Origin of the sequence: Micromonospora sp. WMMD710 (genome assembly GCF_029626045.1) — a bacterium.
Lineage (GTDB): Bacteria > Actinomycetota > Actinomycetes > Mycobacteriales > Micromonosporaceae > Micromonospora.
This window is the reverse complement of record NZ_JARUBD010000001.1, coordinates 3,216,038-3,231,708: the sequence shown is the minus strand read 5'-3', so window position 1 is coordinate 3,231,708 and position 15,671 is coordinate 3,216,038. Positions and strand designations below refer to the sequence as shown.

Genomic DNA, 15,671 nt, shown 5'->3' with positions numbered 1-15,671 from the left:
GACCGCGGTCACCCGCCCGCACCTCGACGCCACGACTGACCCAGACCGCGCATCGTCGCACCGGCCCGCCAAAGGTCGGAGGACGGCAAGCGCCTTGCCTTCGCTGATCGACTGCGCGGACCGGAGATCTGGGATCTGCCCACGAGGCGATGATCGTGGCTGCAGGCCGGCCGCCAGCGCCACGGTCGGCGTGACTCACCAGGATTGCTGGACGAGTCAGCTGACGGACCTACCCGAGCAGCGTCGCCGCCGCGGCCAGGGTGGCCAGCGACAGCGTCGTGGTGACCACCACCGCCCGGTTGGCCACCGCCTCGCCGACGCCGTACTCCTGGCTGAAGATGAACGTGTTCTGCGCTGTCGGCAGGCCCGCGCACACCACCACGGCGAGCAACTGCGGCGCGGATAGGTGCAAGGCTAACCCGGCCGCGTACGCGATGACCGGCTGTGCGACGAGCTTCAGCGCGGTGATCACGGCCAGCTCGGCCAGCTCGGCCATCTCGGCCAGCTCGGCCATCTCGGCCAGCTCGGCCATCTCGGCCGGCTCGGCAGGCGTCGGCGCCGTGCGGTGCAGCGAGGCGCCGAGCGCGACCAGGGCAGCCGGAACCGCCGCGCCGGACAGCAGGGTGAGCGACGCGCCTACCGTCGACGGCAGATGCAGGGCGGCAGCCGAGCATGCGACCCCGAGCAGCGACGCCAGGATCACAGGGTTGCGTACCGGCAGGGAGGCGATCCGGCGGACCCGTACCCGCCCGGCCGGGTCCCGGTGCCGGTCCAGGGCGATCAGGATCACGGGCGTCACCACCAGCACCACCTCCGCCAGGAACGACACGTTGCCGAGAACCTGCGTTGCGATCGGGATGCCGAGGTTTGCCGAGTTGACGTACCCGGCGGCCATGCCCCAGATCGGCCGTTCGCCGGGCTTGCGACCGAACAGCCAGCTCGCGCCGATCCACCCGAATCCGATGACCGCGGCCGTGCTCACTCCAAAGGCGAGCAGTGGGCGGGCGGCGATCCCGGAAAGCGGCATTCGGGACAGGGCTAGGAACAGGGCGGACGGCATCGCAAGGTGGAACACGAATCGGCCGAGCACCGCCGCCGCTGCCTCGCCCAGCAGGCCCGAACGACAGGCCGCGTAGCCGACCGCGGTGAGGATCCAGATCGGTACGAACGCCGACACCAAGGTCATACGGGCGTCACCGGCGGGTGGGCGTCGCGCCGGCTCAGGGACTGGCGGGCTTCCGGGGCGTACGAGTCGAGAAACCCGGCGACGATCCGGCCTTCAATGACGCCGACGCGTCCAAGGTGCGTACCCAGCCGCCGGGCAGCCGGGGTTGTCCACGTGTACGTCGATCCGTAACCCACGCGTCCAGCCTCGCATCCCGTCCGCCCCGAGCAGGCATCCCTCGGGGGAGCACGTATACGCCACACGACCGCTTGCTACGTGCTCGTGGTTGGTACGCCGGCGTAGTCGTTCCGCAGCGTCCAAGAGGGTTGGGCGGTGTGTCCGCCGCCCTGGGCGTCGAGAGGCATCAGGACCGCGCGATCGACTCCTCAACTAATGACGAGCCTCTCCGTCCCGTCGTGCTCGTGCGGCCCAATGTCTGTGGCCGGCGAGGGACGGCGATCCGCCCTGGCCTGCGACGGGCGAGGCCGCAGGTCAGGGCCGATACGGTTGATGCGCCGTCAGGCCGGCACGTGACCTGCCGTCCAGCACGCCGAGTGGCTGTGGCAGGCGACGTACGCCGTGAGAGCGTCGTGTAGCGCCGCCAGTCGCGTTGCCGAGAGCCCGGCGGCGATGTTGTTGAGCTGGTGGGGATCGGCGGTCCGGTTGTAGTACTCCCGTTCGCCGTTTGAGTACTCGACGTAGGTGTAGGTCGCTGTTCGCAGGGCCTCGTAGGTGACTGGGCTGCCGTTGCGCCGGTCCTGGGCGTCGGGGTCGTCGGATGCTTGGTTGGGGCCGTGGTGCTCGATCAGCGCCCCGGTACGCCAGTTCGGTGCCGGGTCGCCCTGCGCGAGGGGGAGCAGGCTGCGCCCGTCGACGTGCGCGCCGACGTCGGCGGCGCCGATGCGTTGGAAGGTCGGTGCCAGGTCGATGTTCTGCACGATCTCGGCACGCTGTGATCCGGGGACGACGCCCGGCCCGGCGACGACGAGCGGGACCCGCACGTCGGTGTCGAAGGCGGTTTGCTTGCCTCCGGTCAGCCGGTACTCGCCCATGTGGAAGCCGTTGTCGGAGCTGAACACCACGTAGGTGTTGTCGGCGATGCCGCTGGCGTTGAGTTGGCCGCGCAGGTTGCCAATCAGTCGATCGACCGCCTGCACGGATTGGGCACGCTTGCGGAAGTTCGTGTCCAGGGTGCTCTTCTCCTGCGCGCTCAACGGTCCGTTGCCGGCCAGCCAGGACGGCGGGTTGGTGGGCAGTCGGTCGTACGCGGCGGTGCGCGGGGCGGTGAGTCCGGGGAAGTCGTCGAGGTCTTGGTTGGCCGGGGTGAACGGGCTGTGCGGGGCGAAGGTCGAGACCTCCAGCAGGAAGGGCGTGTTCGCCGCCGCCGAGCGCTGGATGAAGTCTTTGCCCTTGCGCGACAGCACGTTGGTCAGATAGTCGGCCGGTTGGTTGCCGTAGTGCACGACCGTGTGGTTCTCGTTGAGGTCGTAGTTGTACTCGGAGTAGCCGTTGCCCGCCACGTACCACTCCGACCAGCCGGGCGGGACGTACGGCAGCGCGCCGCCCTGCGTGTCCGCCGGCAGGTAGCCGTTGACGTACTTGCCCATGAAGCCGGTCCGGTAGCCCTTGCCCTGCAACACCGTGGCGAACGTGCGGTTCTCGTTGCCGCGGCCCTTGAAGACCGCGAACCCGCCGTCGGTCCCGCCGTTGGTGAAGACACCGGTGTCGTGCGGGAACTGACCGGTGAGGATCGACGAGCGGGACGGGCAGCACAGCGAGTCGGTCACCGTGTAGTTGGTGAAGGTGACCCCCTCGCTCTGTAGTTGCTGCACCTGCGGCAGATATTGCACGAGGTTCCACGCGAGGTCATCAACGAGGACGAAGACGATGTTGGGTGCGGTCGCGGTGGACGCCGGGGGAGCGGGCTCCGCGCCGCGTGCCGGTGTCCACGCGGCGAGCAGAGCCAGCCCGGCCACGAGGGCGGCGGCGAGGAGGCGTCGGTGAGTGATAGCCATGCCGCCAAGCCTGGGTGAAATTTGTCAGCATCTATTCAACAAGTGGTGATGATCCGATCAACACCCCGGTAGCCGCACAGCCCGGCCCGCGCCGCGCCGCCGTGGCTATCGGGGCGAGTGGGCTCTGCCGAGGGAGCACTGCCGCCAGTCGCCTAAGGCGAGGGAAGGCCCCCCGGCTCGCGGGCCCGACGAGCGGTAGTCCGGAAGACGACGGATACTCGCCTGATGACTGGACCGGATCTCGACCCCGAACAGTATCCGCCCATCGACCCGCGCGAACCGGTGCCCGACGACGCGAGCGTCCTTCTACCCGGCGCGCCGGACGAACTTCCGGAAGCCCCGGCCGAACCGATGCCGGACGATGGTGGCAACGCCGGCGGTGTGCGCGAGCCGGCATAGATCCGTCGGCGGTCGAGCGCGACACCAGCCCGACCGCCGATGCCGGCGCCGACGGCGCTCAAGAAGTCGGGGGACCACCTACCCGAGCCGCATGCGCCGCCGGCTACCGCGAGCCCGGTTCGGGGGGCAGGTTGGGAGCAACGGGATGCCCTGAACGGCCGGCAGCCGGCCCGGGGCGCGGCGGCCGTCGCACCGCCGCACCGTAGGGCGAGTCACCGCCGGCCGTGGGAATGCGGCGCGCAGGATGCGGGGCGGTGCCGTAGGCCGCGCGGACATGGCAATCGGCGGTGACCGTCAGAGTGAGGGTCACCGCCGATTGCGTGGTTGAACCGGTCAGGCGGCCGAGCAGGCGGTGTCCAGCTCCTTGATGGCGGCTTCCAGGGCCTTCTTGCTGGGCTTGGCGTCGGCGGACTTGCTGTACGCGTCGCTCAGGCCCATCATCTCGTTCTGGATCTTTTCGGAGGCGGCGGCGACTGCCTGGTTGGCGCCCGTCGAGTGTTCCAGGATCGCGACCGAGCCGGCGGCCCACTGGGCACTGACCGCGAAGTGCCCGGCTGGCGGCCCGATCCTCTCGGCATTGGTGACCTTAGCCGCGTTGTCCTTGATGTCCTTCTGGATGTCGGCGCAGGCCTTCACGGTGGCCGCGTCGTTGGCCGCGGTGCTGGTCGCGGTGGTGGCCGCACCGCCGGTCGGAGCAGCGCTCGAGGCCGCCGGGGACGGCGAGGTGGCGGTGCCATCAGATTCGGCCTGCGGATCGCAGCCGGCCATCGCTACCGCCGCCACAACGGCCAAGCCAGTTAGGACGAGTCGAGTTCGGTTCATTGATGTTTCCCCCATGATCTTGATGTGCGGCGCACGCTATCAGCCCCGGTCGAACGGGTGGGATCAGTTATTTGCGGACGAGCACACGTCCCCGACCAGACCGGCTCCTGGCAGAGCAGGCCGGGGTGCAGTCGTACCCATGAAGTGTGGGTAAGGGCGACCGACGGTCGGTTCCGTTCGGTGTCGTCGTGGAGGAGCGCCACCAGTAGTCCGCGATGGTGCGCCGGATCGTCCGTTCCCGCTCGGAGGTGTGATCGATCGCTGAGACCCGCGCGGCCGCCGGGGTTGGCCGGTCCTGCTGTCACCGGAGCAGGTGCCGTGTTGAGCCGGCGGAGCGCGGCATGTTCCGGCGAACGATCAACCGGGGCGGATCAGCATCACTGCCTGATCCGGTCCCCGGTCCAGGCGGCTTCGAGGATCGCGGTCAGGCTGGCGGTGTCGGTCGGGCCTGGATGGTTCTGGATCAGACGGGTGACGCCGCTGGCCATCTCCGCGAAGCGCGGGAGGTCGGCGCGTGCCACGCCGATGTCCGCCAAGGTGGGCGGGATGCCGATGTCGGCTAGGAGCACGTCGAGCCAGGTGAGGAACGTGTCTGCGGCCTCGGCATCGGAGGCGCCGGTCACGTCGAGCCCGCACACCCCGGCGAGGATGGCCAGGCGGTCGCCGACGGCTTCCCTGGCCGCGTCCAGCGCGTAGGGGAGTAGCAGCCCGACGCCCACGCCGTGCGGCGTGTGCGTGGCGGCGCCGATGGGGTACTGGAGAGCGTGCGGAGCCGCGTTGCCCGCGTGGGAAAAGGCCAGCCCGGCGAGCATCGACCCGTAGGACATGTCGGCGCGCGCGTCCGTGTCGCCTCCGTCCCTGACCGCACGCGGCAAGCTGCGGGCGATCCGCTGCGCGGCCAGGAGCGCGTAGTGGTCGGTGATCGGGTTGCGGCCGAGGAACACCTGCTCCACCGGGTCGCGCGGTCCGTGGGCCCGGGGTCGCGCGGTGTAGCTCTCCACCGCGTGACAGAACGCGTCGATGCCGGAGTGGGCGGTGACGGTCGCCGGGCAGGTGTAGGTGAGTTCGGGGTCGACGATGGCGAAGTCGGGCACGAGGTGGACGCTGGAGACCCCCACCTTCAGCTCGCGGTCCGGGTCGGTCAACACGGAGACGGGTGTGAGCTCGGAGCCGGTGCCGGACGTCGTCGGGACCGCGACGAGGGGCATGGTCGGCCCCGGCACCCGCGACTCGCCGTAGAAGTCGCGCGGCGTCCCACCGTGGCGCCGGATCACGCCGACGATTTTGGCGAGGTCGATGACCGTGCCACCGCCGATGGCGAGGATCACGTCGGCGTCCACCTCGGCGGCGACCGAGACGGCCAGGGCGACATCGGTGAGTGGCACGTCCGGAGTCGCGTCGGAGAACACCTCGACGACGTCGACCTTCTCCCGCACGGCGGCCACGATCTCGGCCACGCCCGGCTGCCTGAGAAGAACCTGGTCGGTCACGATGAGGACTCGCGAGCCGCTCTCGGCCACCACTCGTGGGATGTTCTGCGCGACCCCTTCGCCCACGATCAGCTGGCGTGGTCCGCGGACGGTCTCAAGCATGTCGGTGCCTCTCCGGAACGTCGGCGGCGATGAGCTGGGCGGGTGCCCGGAGCAGCAGGCCGGTCACGGCAGGTCGATCGCCGCGTAGGTGAGGTCGAGGTACTCGAGGATGCCCTCGTGCGACCCCTCCCTGCCGATCCCGGACTGCTTCACGCCTCCGAACGGAGCCGACGGATCCGATATCAGACCGCGGTTGATGCCGAGCATCCCCGTATCCAGCCCCTCGGTGAACCGGAGCGCCCGCTGGAGGTCACGGGTGAAGACGTATCCGACCAGGCCGTGCTCGGTGTCGTTGGCCTTCGCCAGCACCTCGTCGTCGGACGTGAACGAGATGATCGGTGCCACCGGGCCGAAGATCTCCGCCTTCAGCATCCGCGCATCGTCGGGTACGTCGACGAGGACCGTCGGCGGGTAGAAGTGGCCCGGTCCGGCCGGACGCTCGCCGCCCACCAGGACCCGGGCGCCGCGATCGACCGCGTCGGCGACGAGCTCGTCGATCCTGGTGACCGAGACCTCGTCGATCAACGCCCCGACGTCCACGCCGTCGTCGAGACCATGGCCCACCGACAGGGCACCCATCCGTTCGGCGAAGCGCGCCGTGAACTCCTCGCGCACCGGCTCCTCGACGTAGATGCGGTTGGCCGCGACGCAGGACTCCCCGATGTTGCGCATCTTGGCCACCATGGCGCCGTCGAGCGCGACGTCCAGGTCGGCGTCGGCACACACGATCAGGGCCGCGTTGCCGCCCAGTTCCATGGAGGTACGCAGCACGTTGTCCGCGGCCTGTCGGAGCAGCACGCGCCCGACCTCGGTCGACCCGGTGAACGAGAGCTTGCGGGTCCGACTGTCGGCCAGCAGTGCGGAGACCACGTCGCCGGCACGCTTGGTGGTCACCACGTTGACGACCCCCGGGGGAACGCCGACCTGCTCCATGATGCGGGCCAGCAGCAGCATGGTGAGTGGCGTCTGGGCCGCCGGCTTGGTGATCGTCGTGCAACCCGCAGCCAGCGCAGGAGCGATCTTGCGGGCGCCCATGGCCAACGGGAAGTTCCAGGGCGTCACGAAGACGCACGGTCCGACCGGTTTCGGCACGGTGAGGATGCGATATCCACCGGCGGGAGCGATGCTGTACCGCCCCTCGACGCGTACCGCCTCCTCGGCGAACCACCGGAAGAACTCGGCGCCGTACGCCACCTCTGCCCGAGCCTCGGCGAGCGGCTTGCCCATCTCGAGCGTTATCAGCCGGGCGACCTCCTCGGACCGCTCGGTCAGCGCCCGGTACGTCGCGGTCAACATCTCTGACCGTTTCCGCGCCGGGGTCGCCGCCCACTCCGACATCGCCCTGCTCGCCGCGTCCAGAGCGGCGAGCCCGTCAACGACGTCGGCGTCCGCCACCTCGGCGATGGTCTTGCCGGTGGCCGGATCCTCGACGGCGAAGGTGGCTCCGCCTGCGGCGTCGCGCCAGGCGTCGCCGATCCGGAGCCGCCGGTGCTCGGGGGCCAGGACGTTCATCGGGTCACTCATCGCGTCGCCTCCTGTGCTCTTCCTGGTGCTGTCGGGCATGCCTCAGCGGTTGCGCTGTCCGCCCAGCCGGAGGGGTCACACGCCCTCGTCGTGGTGCCGTCGCCGCCCGTGCCCGGTTACCGCCCGGCCTCGGACAGCGACAGCCCGGTGCCGGCATCGAAAAGGTGCGCACGGTCCAGGTCGACCGTGACGCGCAGCCGCTCGCCCGGCGTGCCGGTGACGGTGGGTCGTGCCTTCACCTTGAGGATCTCCGTCCCCACCCGGACGTCGACCACCGTCCGGTCTCCGAGCGGCTCGAGCCCGTAGAGCTCCCCCGACAACGACGCGTCCCCACGCTGCTCGACGGACAGGTCCTCCGCGCGCAGGCCCAGGAGCAGCGCACGACCGTCCTCGGCCGTGCTCCAGCGGGGCCGAGGCAGCGTCCAGCCCGCCGCGTCGACCAGACGATCCCCCTCGGCGTGGCAGGCGAGCAGGCTGATCGGTGGACTTCCGACGAATCCGGCGACCCACTGGTTGGCGGGACGCTCGTACACCTCGGTCGGTGTGCCGACCTGTTGCACCTTCCCCTCCTTGAGGACCGCGACCTGGTCGGCCATGGACAGGGCCTCGACCTGGTCGTTGGTCACGTAGACGAAGGTCGCACCGAGGCTCTTGTGGATGCGGGTGAGCTCGGTGCGCATCTCGACGCGGAGCTTGAGGTCGAGGTTCGTCAGCGGCTCGTCCATGAGAAACGCGCGCGGGCGACGGACCAGCGCCCGGGCCAGGGCGACGCGCTGCATCTCACCGCCCGACAACTGCGCGGGGCGACGCTGCAGCAGACGTTCGATGTGCAGCATGCTCGACATCTGCTCGACGGCGGCGGCGATCTCGCTCGACGACCGTCGGCGTGCCCGCAGCGGCGAAGCGATGTTCTCGTACACCGTGTGTCGCGGGTAGAGGGCGTAGCTCTGGAAGACCATGGCCAGGTCGCGTGCGGCCGGGGCGTCACCGGTCGCGTCCCTCCCGTCCAGATGCACCGACCCGGCGTCGAGCGTCTCCAGGCCGGCGATCGCTCGCAGGGTCGTCGTCTTGCCCGCCCCGGAGGGACCGAGTACGACGAAGAACGAGCCGTCGGGCACATCCAGCGTCACCCCGTCCAGGGCTTGGACCTTGCCGAAGGACTTGCACAGCCCGCGCACTGCCACGGATCCCATCAGGCCACCAGCTCTTCCGTGCGCACGTCGTACACCACCGGGGTTCCGCCGGTGTGCCGCAGTCCGACCGCCGCGCCGGCGGCGTGGCGGACAGTCGGTGGCATCCGAACCCGGACGTCGCGCTGGCCACCGTGGTCGACGACGTAGATGATTTCGTCGCCCAGCCACTCCGCCGAGACCACACGGGCCGGGACCGACCGTTCCGCCCCTGCTTCGGTGACGGCAAGCGCCTCCGGCCGGACGCCCGCGACCAGGCGACGGTCGCGCGGTACGCCCGGCGGTGGCGTGAGGACCAGTCCGCCCTGACCGCGTAGCTGCCCGTCGGCCACCTCCACCTCGATCAGGTTCATCGGCGGGGAGCCGATGAACGCGGCGCAGAAGAGACTCGCCGGACGGTCGTAGACCTCCAGCGGTGTGCCGATCTGCTCGACGCGGCCCTTGTTGAGGATGGCGATCCGGTGACCGAGCGACATCGCCTCGACCTGGTCGTGGGTGACGTAGACCATCGTCGCCCCCAGTTCCCCCTGTAGGTGTTTGATCTCCGTGCGCATGTCCGCCCTCAGCTCGGCGTCCAGATTGGTGAGGGGCTCGTCCATGAGGAATGCGCGCGGGCGTCGCACCAGGGCGCGAGCGAGCGCGACGCGCTGCTGCTCCCCGCCGGACAGTTGGCGCGGTCGCCGGTCCAGGAGCGGACCGAGCCGCATCAGCCGGGCGACCTCGTCGACCCGCCTGCGCACCTCCGCCTTGGGCAGCCCTTCGGCCCGCAGGGGGAACGCCAGGTTGTCGCGGGTCTTCAGATGCGGATAGAGGGCGTAGAACTGGAACACCATGGCGATGTCGCGTTCGGCGGGCGGCAGGTCGTTGACCAGTGTGTCGCCGATGCGGATGTCGCCCGTCGTCTGCCTCTCCAGGCCGGCTATGGCCCGCAGTGTGGTCGTCTTGCCGCACCCCGAGGGGCCGAGCATCACGAACAGCTCGCCGTCGCCGATGGACAGGTCCACCTGATCGACGGCGACCGTCCCGTCCGGGTAGCGCTTGTGCAGGGCTTTCACCTCGATGTCCGCCATCAGCGCCGCACCGCCCCGAGCGTCACACCGGCGATGAGGTGCCTGCGCACCAGGTAGGCGAAGACGAGCACCGGTAGGGCGAACACCACGGAGGCGGCGGCCACGAGACCCCAGTCCGTGGTGGTGCCACCGATGAGACCGGCGATGGCGGGCGGCGCCGTCCGCACATCGTCGCTGGAGGTGAGGAAGATGGCGAACACGAACTCGTTCCAGGAGAAGATGAGTGCGAAGACCGCCGTCGCGGCGATGCCGGGTACGAGCAGGGGGAGGGTGTACCTCCAGAACGCCTGCAAACGGGTGTAGCCGTCGAGCATGGCGGCATCCTCGTACTCCGCGGGCACCTCGTCGACGAACCCCTTCATCATCCAGATCGTGAACGGGACGTTGAACGCGGCGTAGATGAGGATCAGACCTATCTTGCTGTCGATGAGCCCGACCTGGCGGTACATGAGGAAGATCGGGATCACGACCACCACGGGCGGCATGAAGCGGGTGGACAGGATGAAGAACAGTTGGTCCTTCTTGGCCTTCACCGCGAAGCGTGAGTAGGCCCAGGCCGCCGGAACACCCAGCACGGTGGCCAGCACCGTGGAGGCCCCGGCGACCAGGGCGGAGTTGAGGAACGCGACGGACAGGGCCGAGCGACCGCCGCCGGGAGCGACGAACACGTCCCTGAAATGCTCCAGGGTGACCCGGAACCCGACGAACTTGGCCGGGATGGCGTAGACGTCCCGGTTGTCCTTGATGGACGTCTCGATCATCCACAGCACCGGAAAGAGCATCACGACGGCCAGCCCGGTCAGCAGCGCGACCTCCAGCACGGAACGGCCCCGGCCGCCGAGGCGGCGCCCGGGGGGCGTCCGATCACGGGCAGGGCCGGTGGACACGGCCTCGTCGACGGAGACGGCCATCAGCCCTCCTTGAGCTTGTTCAGGTAACGCAGGTAGAGCTGCGTGAGGACGATGACGACGAGGACCATGAGGATCCCGTACGCCGAGGCGGTTCCGGTGTTGAAGCCCAGGAACGCCACCTTGTAGACGTGGAACGACAACGTCTCGGTGGAGACACCCGGACCTCCGTTGGTGAGGATGTAGACGAGGTCGAACAGTCGGAAGGCCTCGATCGCCCTGAACATCACGGCGATGAGGAGCAGCGGCCACACCAGCGGAAGGGTGATGGTGCGGAACCGGAACCACTCGGACGCCCGGTCGATGGAGGCGGCCTCGTACAGGTACTTGGGGACCGCGGTCAGGCCGGCGAGCGCGATGAGCATGATGAACGGCGTCCACTGCCAGGTGTCGACCACGACCAGGGAGAGCAGTGCCGTGCGCTGCCGGGTGAGCCACTCCACCTGACCCAGGCCGAGCGAGCCGAGCATGCTGTTGACCACGCCGAACTGCGCGTCGAGCATGAATCGCCAGAACAGCCCGACCACGACCGGCGACAGCATCATCGGCACCAGGAACAGCGTGGTCAGCAGCCCTCGCCCGTGCGTACGCCGGGAGATCAGGTAGGCGATGCCGAAACCGAGCACGGTCTGCAGGGCGACCGCGCCGACCACGTAGATCAATGTCGTCAGGGCCCGCTGGTGGACCTGCGCCGACGTCAGGATGGCGGTGTAGTTCCCGAACCCGATGAAATCAGCGGGCCCTCCGCGGGTGGCCGAGTAGTCGGTGAAGGACAGGTACAACGCCCACAGCAACGGGAACACCGACATCGCGAGCAACAGCAGCAGCGCGGGGGAGGTGAAGGCCACGGCGAGTACGCGGTCACTCAGCCGGCGGGACCGACCCGGTGCAGGTGGCGGCGCGGACGCCACCTGCCCGGGGTGATCGGTCGTCAGAGGGACGGGGTCGCTCACAGTCCGCCGCCGCCCTTGCGGCCACTGGAGTCGATGACGCCCTGCTGCTCCTTGGCGATGTCGTCGAGCGCGTCCTTCGGCTTCTTCGCGCCGTTGAGAGCCGCGTTGACGTTGGTGTTCTCGATGTCGACGAGGCGCGCGTACTCGGGCACGTTCCACATGTCCCGCATCCGCGGAACCGAGTCGGTGTACACCTGGTTGAACGGCCCTGCGGTGAGGAACTCGGGTGACTGCAGGGCGTCCGTACGCGACGGCACGCCACCGGCCGCGGCCCACTTCTTCTGGATGTCCGCCCGCTCGAACCACTTCATGAAGTTCAGGGCCTCCGCCTGGTTCGCCGCGGCGGAGTAGGCCGACACGTGCATTCCCATACCGCCGAGCGGGACCAGGTCGGTCTTCTGCCTGGGCAGGGTGGCAAAGCCGAGCTTGTCGAGAATCTGCTTCCGCGTGGTGCCCAGCGTCGACTGCTTCGGATCGAGCAGGCCGCCACTCGCGGCGATCCAGTTGAACGCGATGCATGCCTTGCCCTGGGCGACCGCCGCGTTCACCTCGTCGATGAACCAGTTGCCGGAGCCCTTGGCTGTCAACGGCTTCATCTTGTTGACCAGGACGTCCATCGCCTCCTGGCCCGCGGCGTCGTTGAGGACGTCCTCGATCTTGCGGGCCTTGGAGTCCCAGAGGTTGCCGCCGTAGACGCCGTTGACCGTGTTGTAGGTGACGGCTGCGGCGTCGGAGCCGTTGGCCTGGTGGAAGGCCAGCCCGCTGACGCCGGGGTGCTCCGCCTGACACTTCTGCGCGACCGAGATCATCTCGTCCCAGGTCTGCGGTGCCTTGTCGCCGATCAGGTCCTTGCGGTAGATCATCGTCCAGGTGTCGCCGAGCAGCGGCAGCCCGTACAGGCTGGCGTTTTCGTCGCGTTTGCCGGTCTCCGCCTGGGGGAACTGGCCGTAGGCCGCCAGGAGGTACGGGTTGTAGGCCGTGACGTCGATGTTGTTCTTGACGAAGTCGGTGATGTCGAGGATGTTGCCGTTCGTCACGGCCTCGCCGATGTGTTGCGAGTCGAGGATCGCGATGTCGAAGTCGGTCTTGCGCGCGGCGAACTGCGTGAACATGGCATCGTGCCAGTTGGCGTTCGGCACGGTGTTGACCTTGATGGTCGCGCTCGGGCGCTCCTTCTTGTACTCCGCGTTCGCGAAGGCTTCCAGTGCGTGGGCGGGGGGCCAGTCGAACCAGATGAAGCTGAGGGTCAACGGGTCCTTGGTGAGTTCCGGGATGGTCGCCGGCGCCTTGGGGGCGCTCGCCTTGGTGCCGTCGTCCTTGCCATCGCCGCACGCCGCCACGGTCGTGGCCACCAGCAGCACGGCCGCCGTCGCCAGCCGTACCTTGCGACCGGGAACGGACGATCGTCCTCTTCGCTTCGGATACCGCATCTTCTCGCCTGCCTTCTGGATGGGGACTTCTAGAGCCTCGCTATGTGCTTCGCCGAGCAGGTGCTGGGATGTTCAGGCGTGTTGCCGGGCTGTCGCGGGGCCGGCCCGCGGATCACCGTCCCGAGTACGCCGCGATGTACTCGGTCCTCATGCCGTCGATCGGAGTGCAGTGATCGCGGGCGGTTCCGCGATGGTGCCGGACGGCGGGCGTCCGTCACTTTTCCTATACGATCCGGTGGGGCGCCAGCATGTCGCAGCGTTGTGACCGATGTCAACAGGTTCCCGAAGGCGCAAGAAAGGACCTCACGTCACGATGGACGACGAAGCGATGATCGCGCGGGGCCGCAGGGCCGTGACGGGCAAGACGCCGCCGGGAAGATCCGGCGGCCGGCTTGCCGACGAGGTGTACGACGCGCTGCTCGGACAGCTGATGTCGCTACGGATCGAGCCTGGCTCCCGCGTCACGATCGACGTCCTGGCGCGCGAGCTGGGGGTCTCGCAGACGCCGATCCGGGACGCTCTGAACCGCATGGAGGCCGAGGGTCTGGTCGTGCGGGTGCCGCACGCCGGCTACCGCATTCCTCCCCAGATAACCCGTCACCGATTCGAGGACATGCTCGAGGTTCGCCTGCTCCTTGAGCCGGCGGCGGCGCGCCGATCCGCCGAGCGCGCATCCTCTGAGCAGGTGGCCGGCCTGCGACGGATGCTGGAGGAGATGGCGGAACTGGAGGGGGGCGACGGCCCCACGGCCTATGGCGCCTTCGGGCTGCGCGACGCCGCTTTCCACGATCTCGTCGCGCTGAGCGCGGAGAACCAGGTCATCCGTGAGGCGCTCGCTCGCCTGCACAGTCACGTGCACCTCTTCCGGCTTCACCACGACACGCAGGTCACTCACCTGGCCATGGCCGAGCACGAGGACGTCGTGGCCGCCATCGCCGCGCGCGACCCCGACGCCGCCGCCTACGCGATGCGTCGGCACATCCTGCGGTCCGGCGAGCGTTTCCGGCGATTGTTCGACGAGGCCAGGGACGCGGGTGGGATGGCGGTGGAGGCTTGACGGGCGAGCGGGGCCGAGGAATGCTAACCCCTACCCGGATCGGATCGGATTGGATCTACCTCACCCGTCCCAGATGCGAGGAGAAGCAGGTGCCCAGAGCGCTGCTCCTGACCGGCGACGCCGCCGAGGAACTCGACACCATGTATCCCTACTATCGCGTGCAGGAGGGCGGCTGGGACGTCGACGTCTCGTCACGGACGTTGCGTGACGTGCAACTGGTCATCCACGAGTTCGACCCCAACTCCGATGCCTACGTGGAGAAGAACGGCCGGAAGTTGCCGGTCGACGTGCCGTGGGCCGAGGTCGACGTGGAGCGCTACGACGCTCTCATCATCCCCGGGGGCCGTGCCCCCGAATGGATCCGGGTCGACGCCGACGTCAGGCGCATCACCGAGCACTTCTTCGCGCGCAACCTCCCCATCGCGCTGGTCTGCCACGGCGCACAGGTACCGGCGGTGTACGGGCTGCTGAAGGGCCGCAAGACGGCGTGCTTTCCCCCCATCACCGGTGACATGGAGAACGCGGGCGCGACGGTCATCGACGCGCCCGACGTCGTGGACGGCAACCTCGTCTCCTGCCGGGGATGGCCCGACATGCCGCAGTTCGGCCGGGCGATGATGGACGTCTTCTCCAAGTCCATCGACCCCGCAGCGGCATGAGCACACCCGACCTGCCCCGGTGACGGCACGTCGGACCGTCACCGTCGACGGCTCTCCCGTCCACGTCCTGGAGAGCGGCACCGGTCCTGCGGTGCTGATGCTGCACGGCTCCGGACCCGGCACGACCGGGTCCGGCGCCTGGGCAACGACGGCGCAGGCGCTGGGCCCGTCCTGGCACCTGGTGGCTCCGGACCAGGCCGGGTTCGGCCGTACCCCCCTCCCGGCGGGCTCCAGGGGCGGGCTCCGGCTGTGGACGGAGCAGGCCGCGGGCCTGATGGACGCTCTCGGTATCGGGTCCTACGCCGTGGTGGGTCACTCCATGGGCGGTGCCGTGGCGCTGGCGTTGGCGGCCGCGTGCCCCCGGCAGGTCACCCGTGTCGTGGCGGTCTCCACGATGGGCGCCCCCGGGGCGCCGCTGTCCGCCGCGCTCGACGCGGTCTGGGCCGCCCCCGCCGGCTCGCACGGGGCCCGAGACATGTTGAGTCGCCTCGTCTTCGACCAGGCGCTCGTGACCGATCCGGCCGTCGACGCCCGGGCAGCCGCGATGCGAGCGGGGGCGGCCACCTACGCGTCGTTGTTCCCTCCACCCAGGGCACGATGGGTCGAGGAGCTCACCCTCTCGGCGCGGACGCTGGCCGCCGTCCGCACGCCCGTGCTGCTCGTGCACGGCGCCGAGGACCGCGTCACCCCACTCGGCACGGCAGCCCAGCCCCTGCTCGAACACCTGGCCGATGTCCGTCTCCACGTGTTCGGCCGGTGCGGGCACGTGCCGGCGATCGAGCACCCGCACGAGTTCAGGCAACTGCTGTCGTGCTTCCTCGGCCGGGACCGAATTCACTGATGCTCATGCGGTGCCGCCTACCTCGTGGCGACGCACGGCTGCCCGG

Annotated in this window: 14 protein-coding genes; 4 read left to right on the top strand and 10 right to left on the bottom strand. The window is 69.3% G+C overall.

Annotated elements, in window-relative coordinates; genetic code table 11:
* Window positions 1-229: 229 nt before the first annotated feature.
* Both O7620_RS14760 and O7620_RS14755 read right to left on the bottom strand, forming a co-directional pair.
* Window positions 230-1,186 (bottom strand): AEC family transporter, encoded by a 957-nt coding sequence (locus O7620_RS14760; RefSeq protein ID WP_278123480.1) that lies wholly within the window; start codon window positions 1,184-1,186, stop codon window positions 230-232.
* Window positions 1,187-1,683: 497 nt separating this feature from the next.
* Entirely contained in the window at window positions 1,684-3,180 is a 1,497-nt protein-coding gene (locus O7620_RS14755; RefSeq protein WP_278123479.1) for a sulfatase, read from the bottom strand.
* Window positions 3,181-3,405: 225 nt separating this feature from the next.
* Here O7620_RS14755 and O7620_RS14750 point away from each other — a divergent pair, with 225 nt between their 5' ends.
* Window positions 3,406-3,579: a hypothetical protein gene (locus tag O7620_RS14750; RefSeq protein WP_278123478.1), complete on the top strand. Its 174-nt coding sequence runs from the start codon at window positions 3,406-3,408 to the stop codon at window positions 3,577-3,579.
* 333 nt (window positions 3,580-3,912) lie between these two features.
* Here O7620_RS14750 and O7620_RS14745 read toward each other — a convergent pair whose 3' ends face one another.
* The 8 genes from O7620_RS14745 to O7620_RS14710 form a co-directional block, all read right to left on the bottom strand.
* Window positions 3,913-4,371, bottom strand: a complete 459-nt coding sequence (locus tag O7620_RS14745) for a hypothetical protein (RefSeq protein WP_278123477.1) — start codon at window positions 4,369-4,371, stop codon at window positions 3,913-3,915.
* Between the two features lie 407 nt (window positions 4,372-4,778).
* Window positions 4,779-5,993, bottom strand: coding sequence for an iron-containing alcohol dehydrogenase (locus O7620_RS14740; protein ID WP_278123476.1), 1,215 nt, complete (start codon window positions 5,991-5,993; stop codon window positions 4,779-4,781).
* Between the two features lie 63 nt (window positions 5,994-6,056).
* On the bottom strand, window positions 6,057-7,517 hold the full coding sequence (locus tag O7620_RS14735) for an NAD-dependent succinate-semialdehyde dehydrogenase (RefSeq protein WP_278123475.1): 1,461 nt from the start codon (window positions 7,515-7,517) through the stop codon (window positions 6,057-6,059).
* Between the two features lie 116 nt (window positions 7,518-7,633).
* Window positions 7,634-8,710: an ABC transporter ATP-binding protein gene (locus tag O7620_RS14730; RefSeq protein ID WP_278123474.1), complete on the bottom strand. Its 1,077-nt coding sequence runs from the start codon at window positions 8,708-8,710 to the stop codon at window positions 7,634-7,636.
* The gene (locus tag O7620_RS14725; RefSeq protein ID WP_278123473.1) at window positions 8,710-9,777 is read right to left on the bottom strand and encodes an ABC transporter ATP-binding protein; all 1,068 of its coding nucleotides are present in this window, start codon (window positions 9,775-9,777) and stop codon (window positions 8,710-8,712) included. The genes O7620_RS14730 and O7620_RS14725 overlap by 1 nt, the downstream gene beginning before the upstream one ends.
* Entirely contained in the window at window positions 9,777-10,688 is a 912-nt protein-coding gene (locus O7620_RS14720) for a carbohydrate ABC transporter permease (protein WP_151488250.1), read from the bottom strand. Before O7620_RS14720 ends, O7620_RS14725 begins: the two co-directional genes overlap by 1 nt.
* Entirely contained in the window at window positions 10,688-11,533 is an 846-nt protein-coding gene (locus O7620_RS14715) for a sugar ABC transporter permease (protein ID WP_278123472.1), read from the bottom strand. Before O7620_RS14715 ends, O7620_RS14720 begins: the two co-directional genes overlap by 1 nt.
* 101 nt (window positions 11,534-11,634) lie before the next feature.
* On the bottom strand, window positions 11,635-13,068 hold the full coding sequence (locus O7620_RS14710) for an extracellular solute-binding protein (protein ID WP_278123471.1): 1,434 nt from the start codon (window positions 13,066-13,068) through the stop codon (window positions 11,635-11,637).
* Window positions 13,069-13,381: 313 nt separating this feature from the next.
* Between O7620_RS14710 and O7620_RS14705 the strand changes: the two genes are divergently transcribed.
* From O7620_RS14705 to O7620_RS14695, 3 genes are all read left to right on the top strand, one after another.
* Window positions 13,382-14,125 (top strand): GntR family transcriptional regulator, encoded by a 744-nt coding sequence (locus tag O7620_RS14705; protein WP_278123470.1) that lies wholly within the window; start codon window positions 13,382-13,384, stop codon window positions 14,123-14,125.
* A gap of 89 nt (window positions 14,126-14,214) precedes the next feature.
* Window positions 14,215-14,784, top strand: coding sequence for a DJ-1/PfpI family protein (locus tag O7620_RS14700; RefSeq protein WP_151488246.1), 570 nt, complete (start codon window positions 14,215-14,217; stop codon window positions 14,782-14,784).
* A 19-nt stretch (window positions 14,785-14,803) separates the two neighbouring features.
* Window positions 14,804-15,625, top strand: coding sequence for an alpha/beta hydrolase (locus O7620_RS14695; protein WP_278123469.1), 822 nt, complete (start codon window positions 14,804-14,806; stop codon window positions 15,623-15,625).
* The last annotated feature ends 46 nt before the right edge of the window (window positions 15,626-15,671 follow it).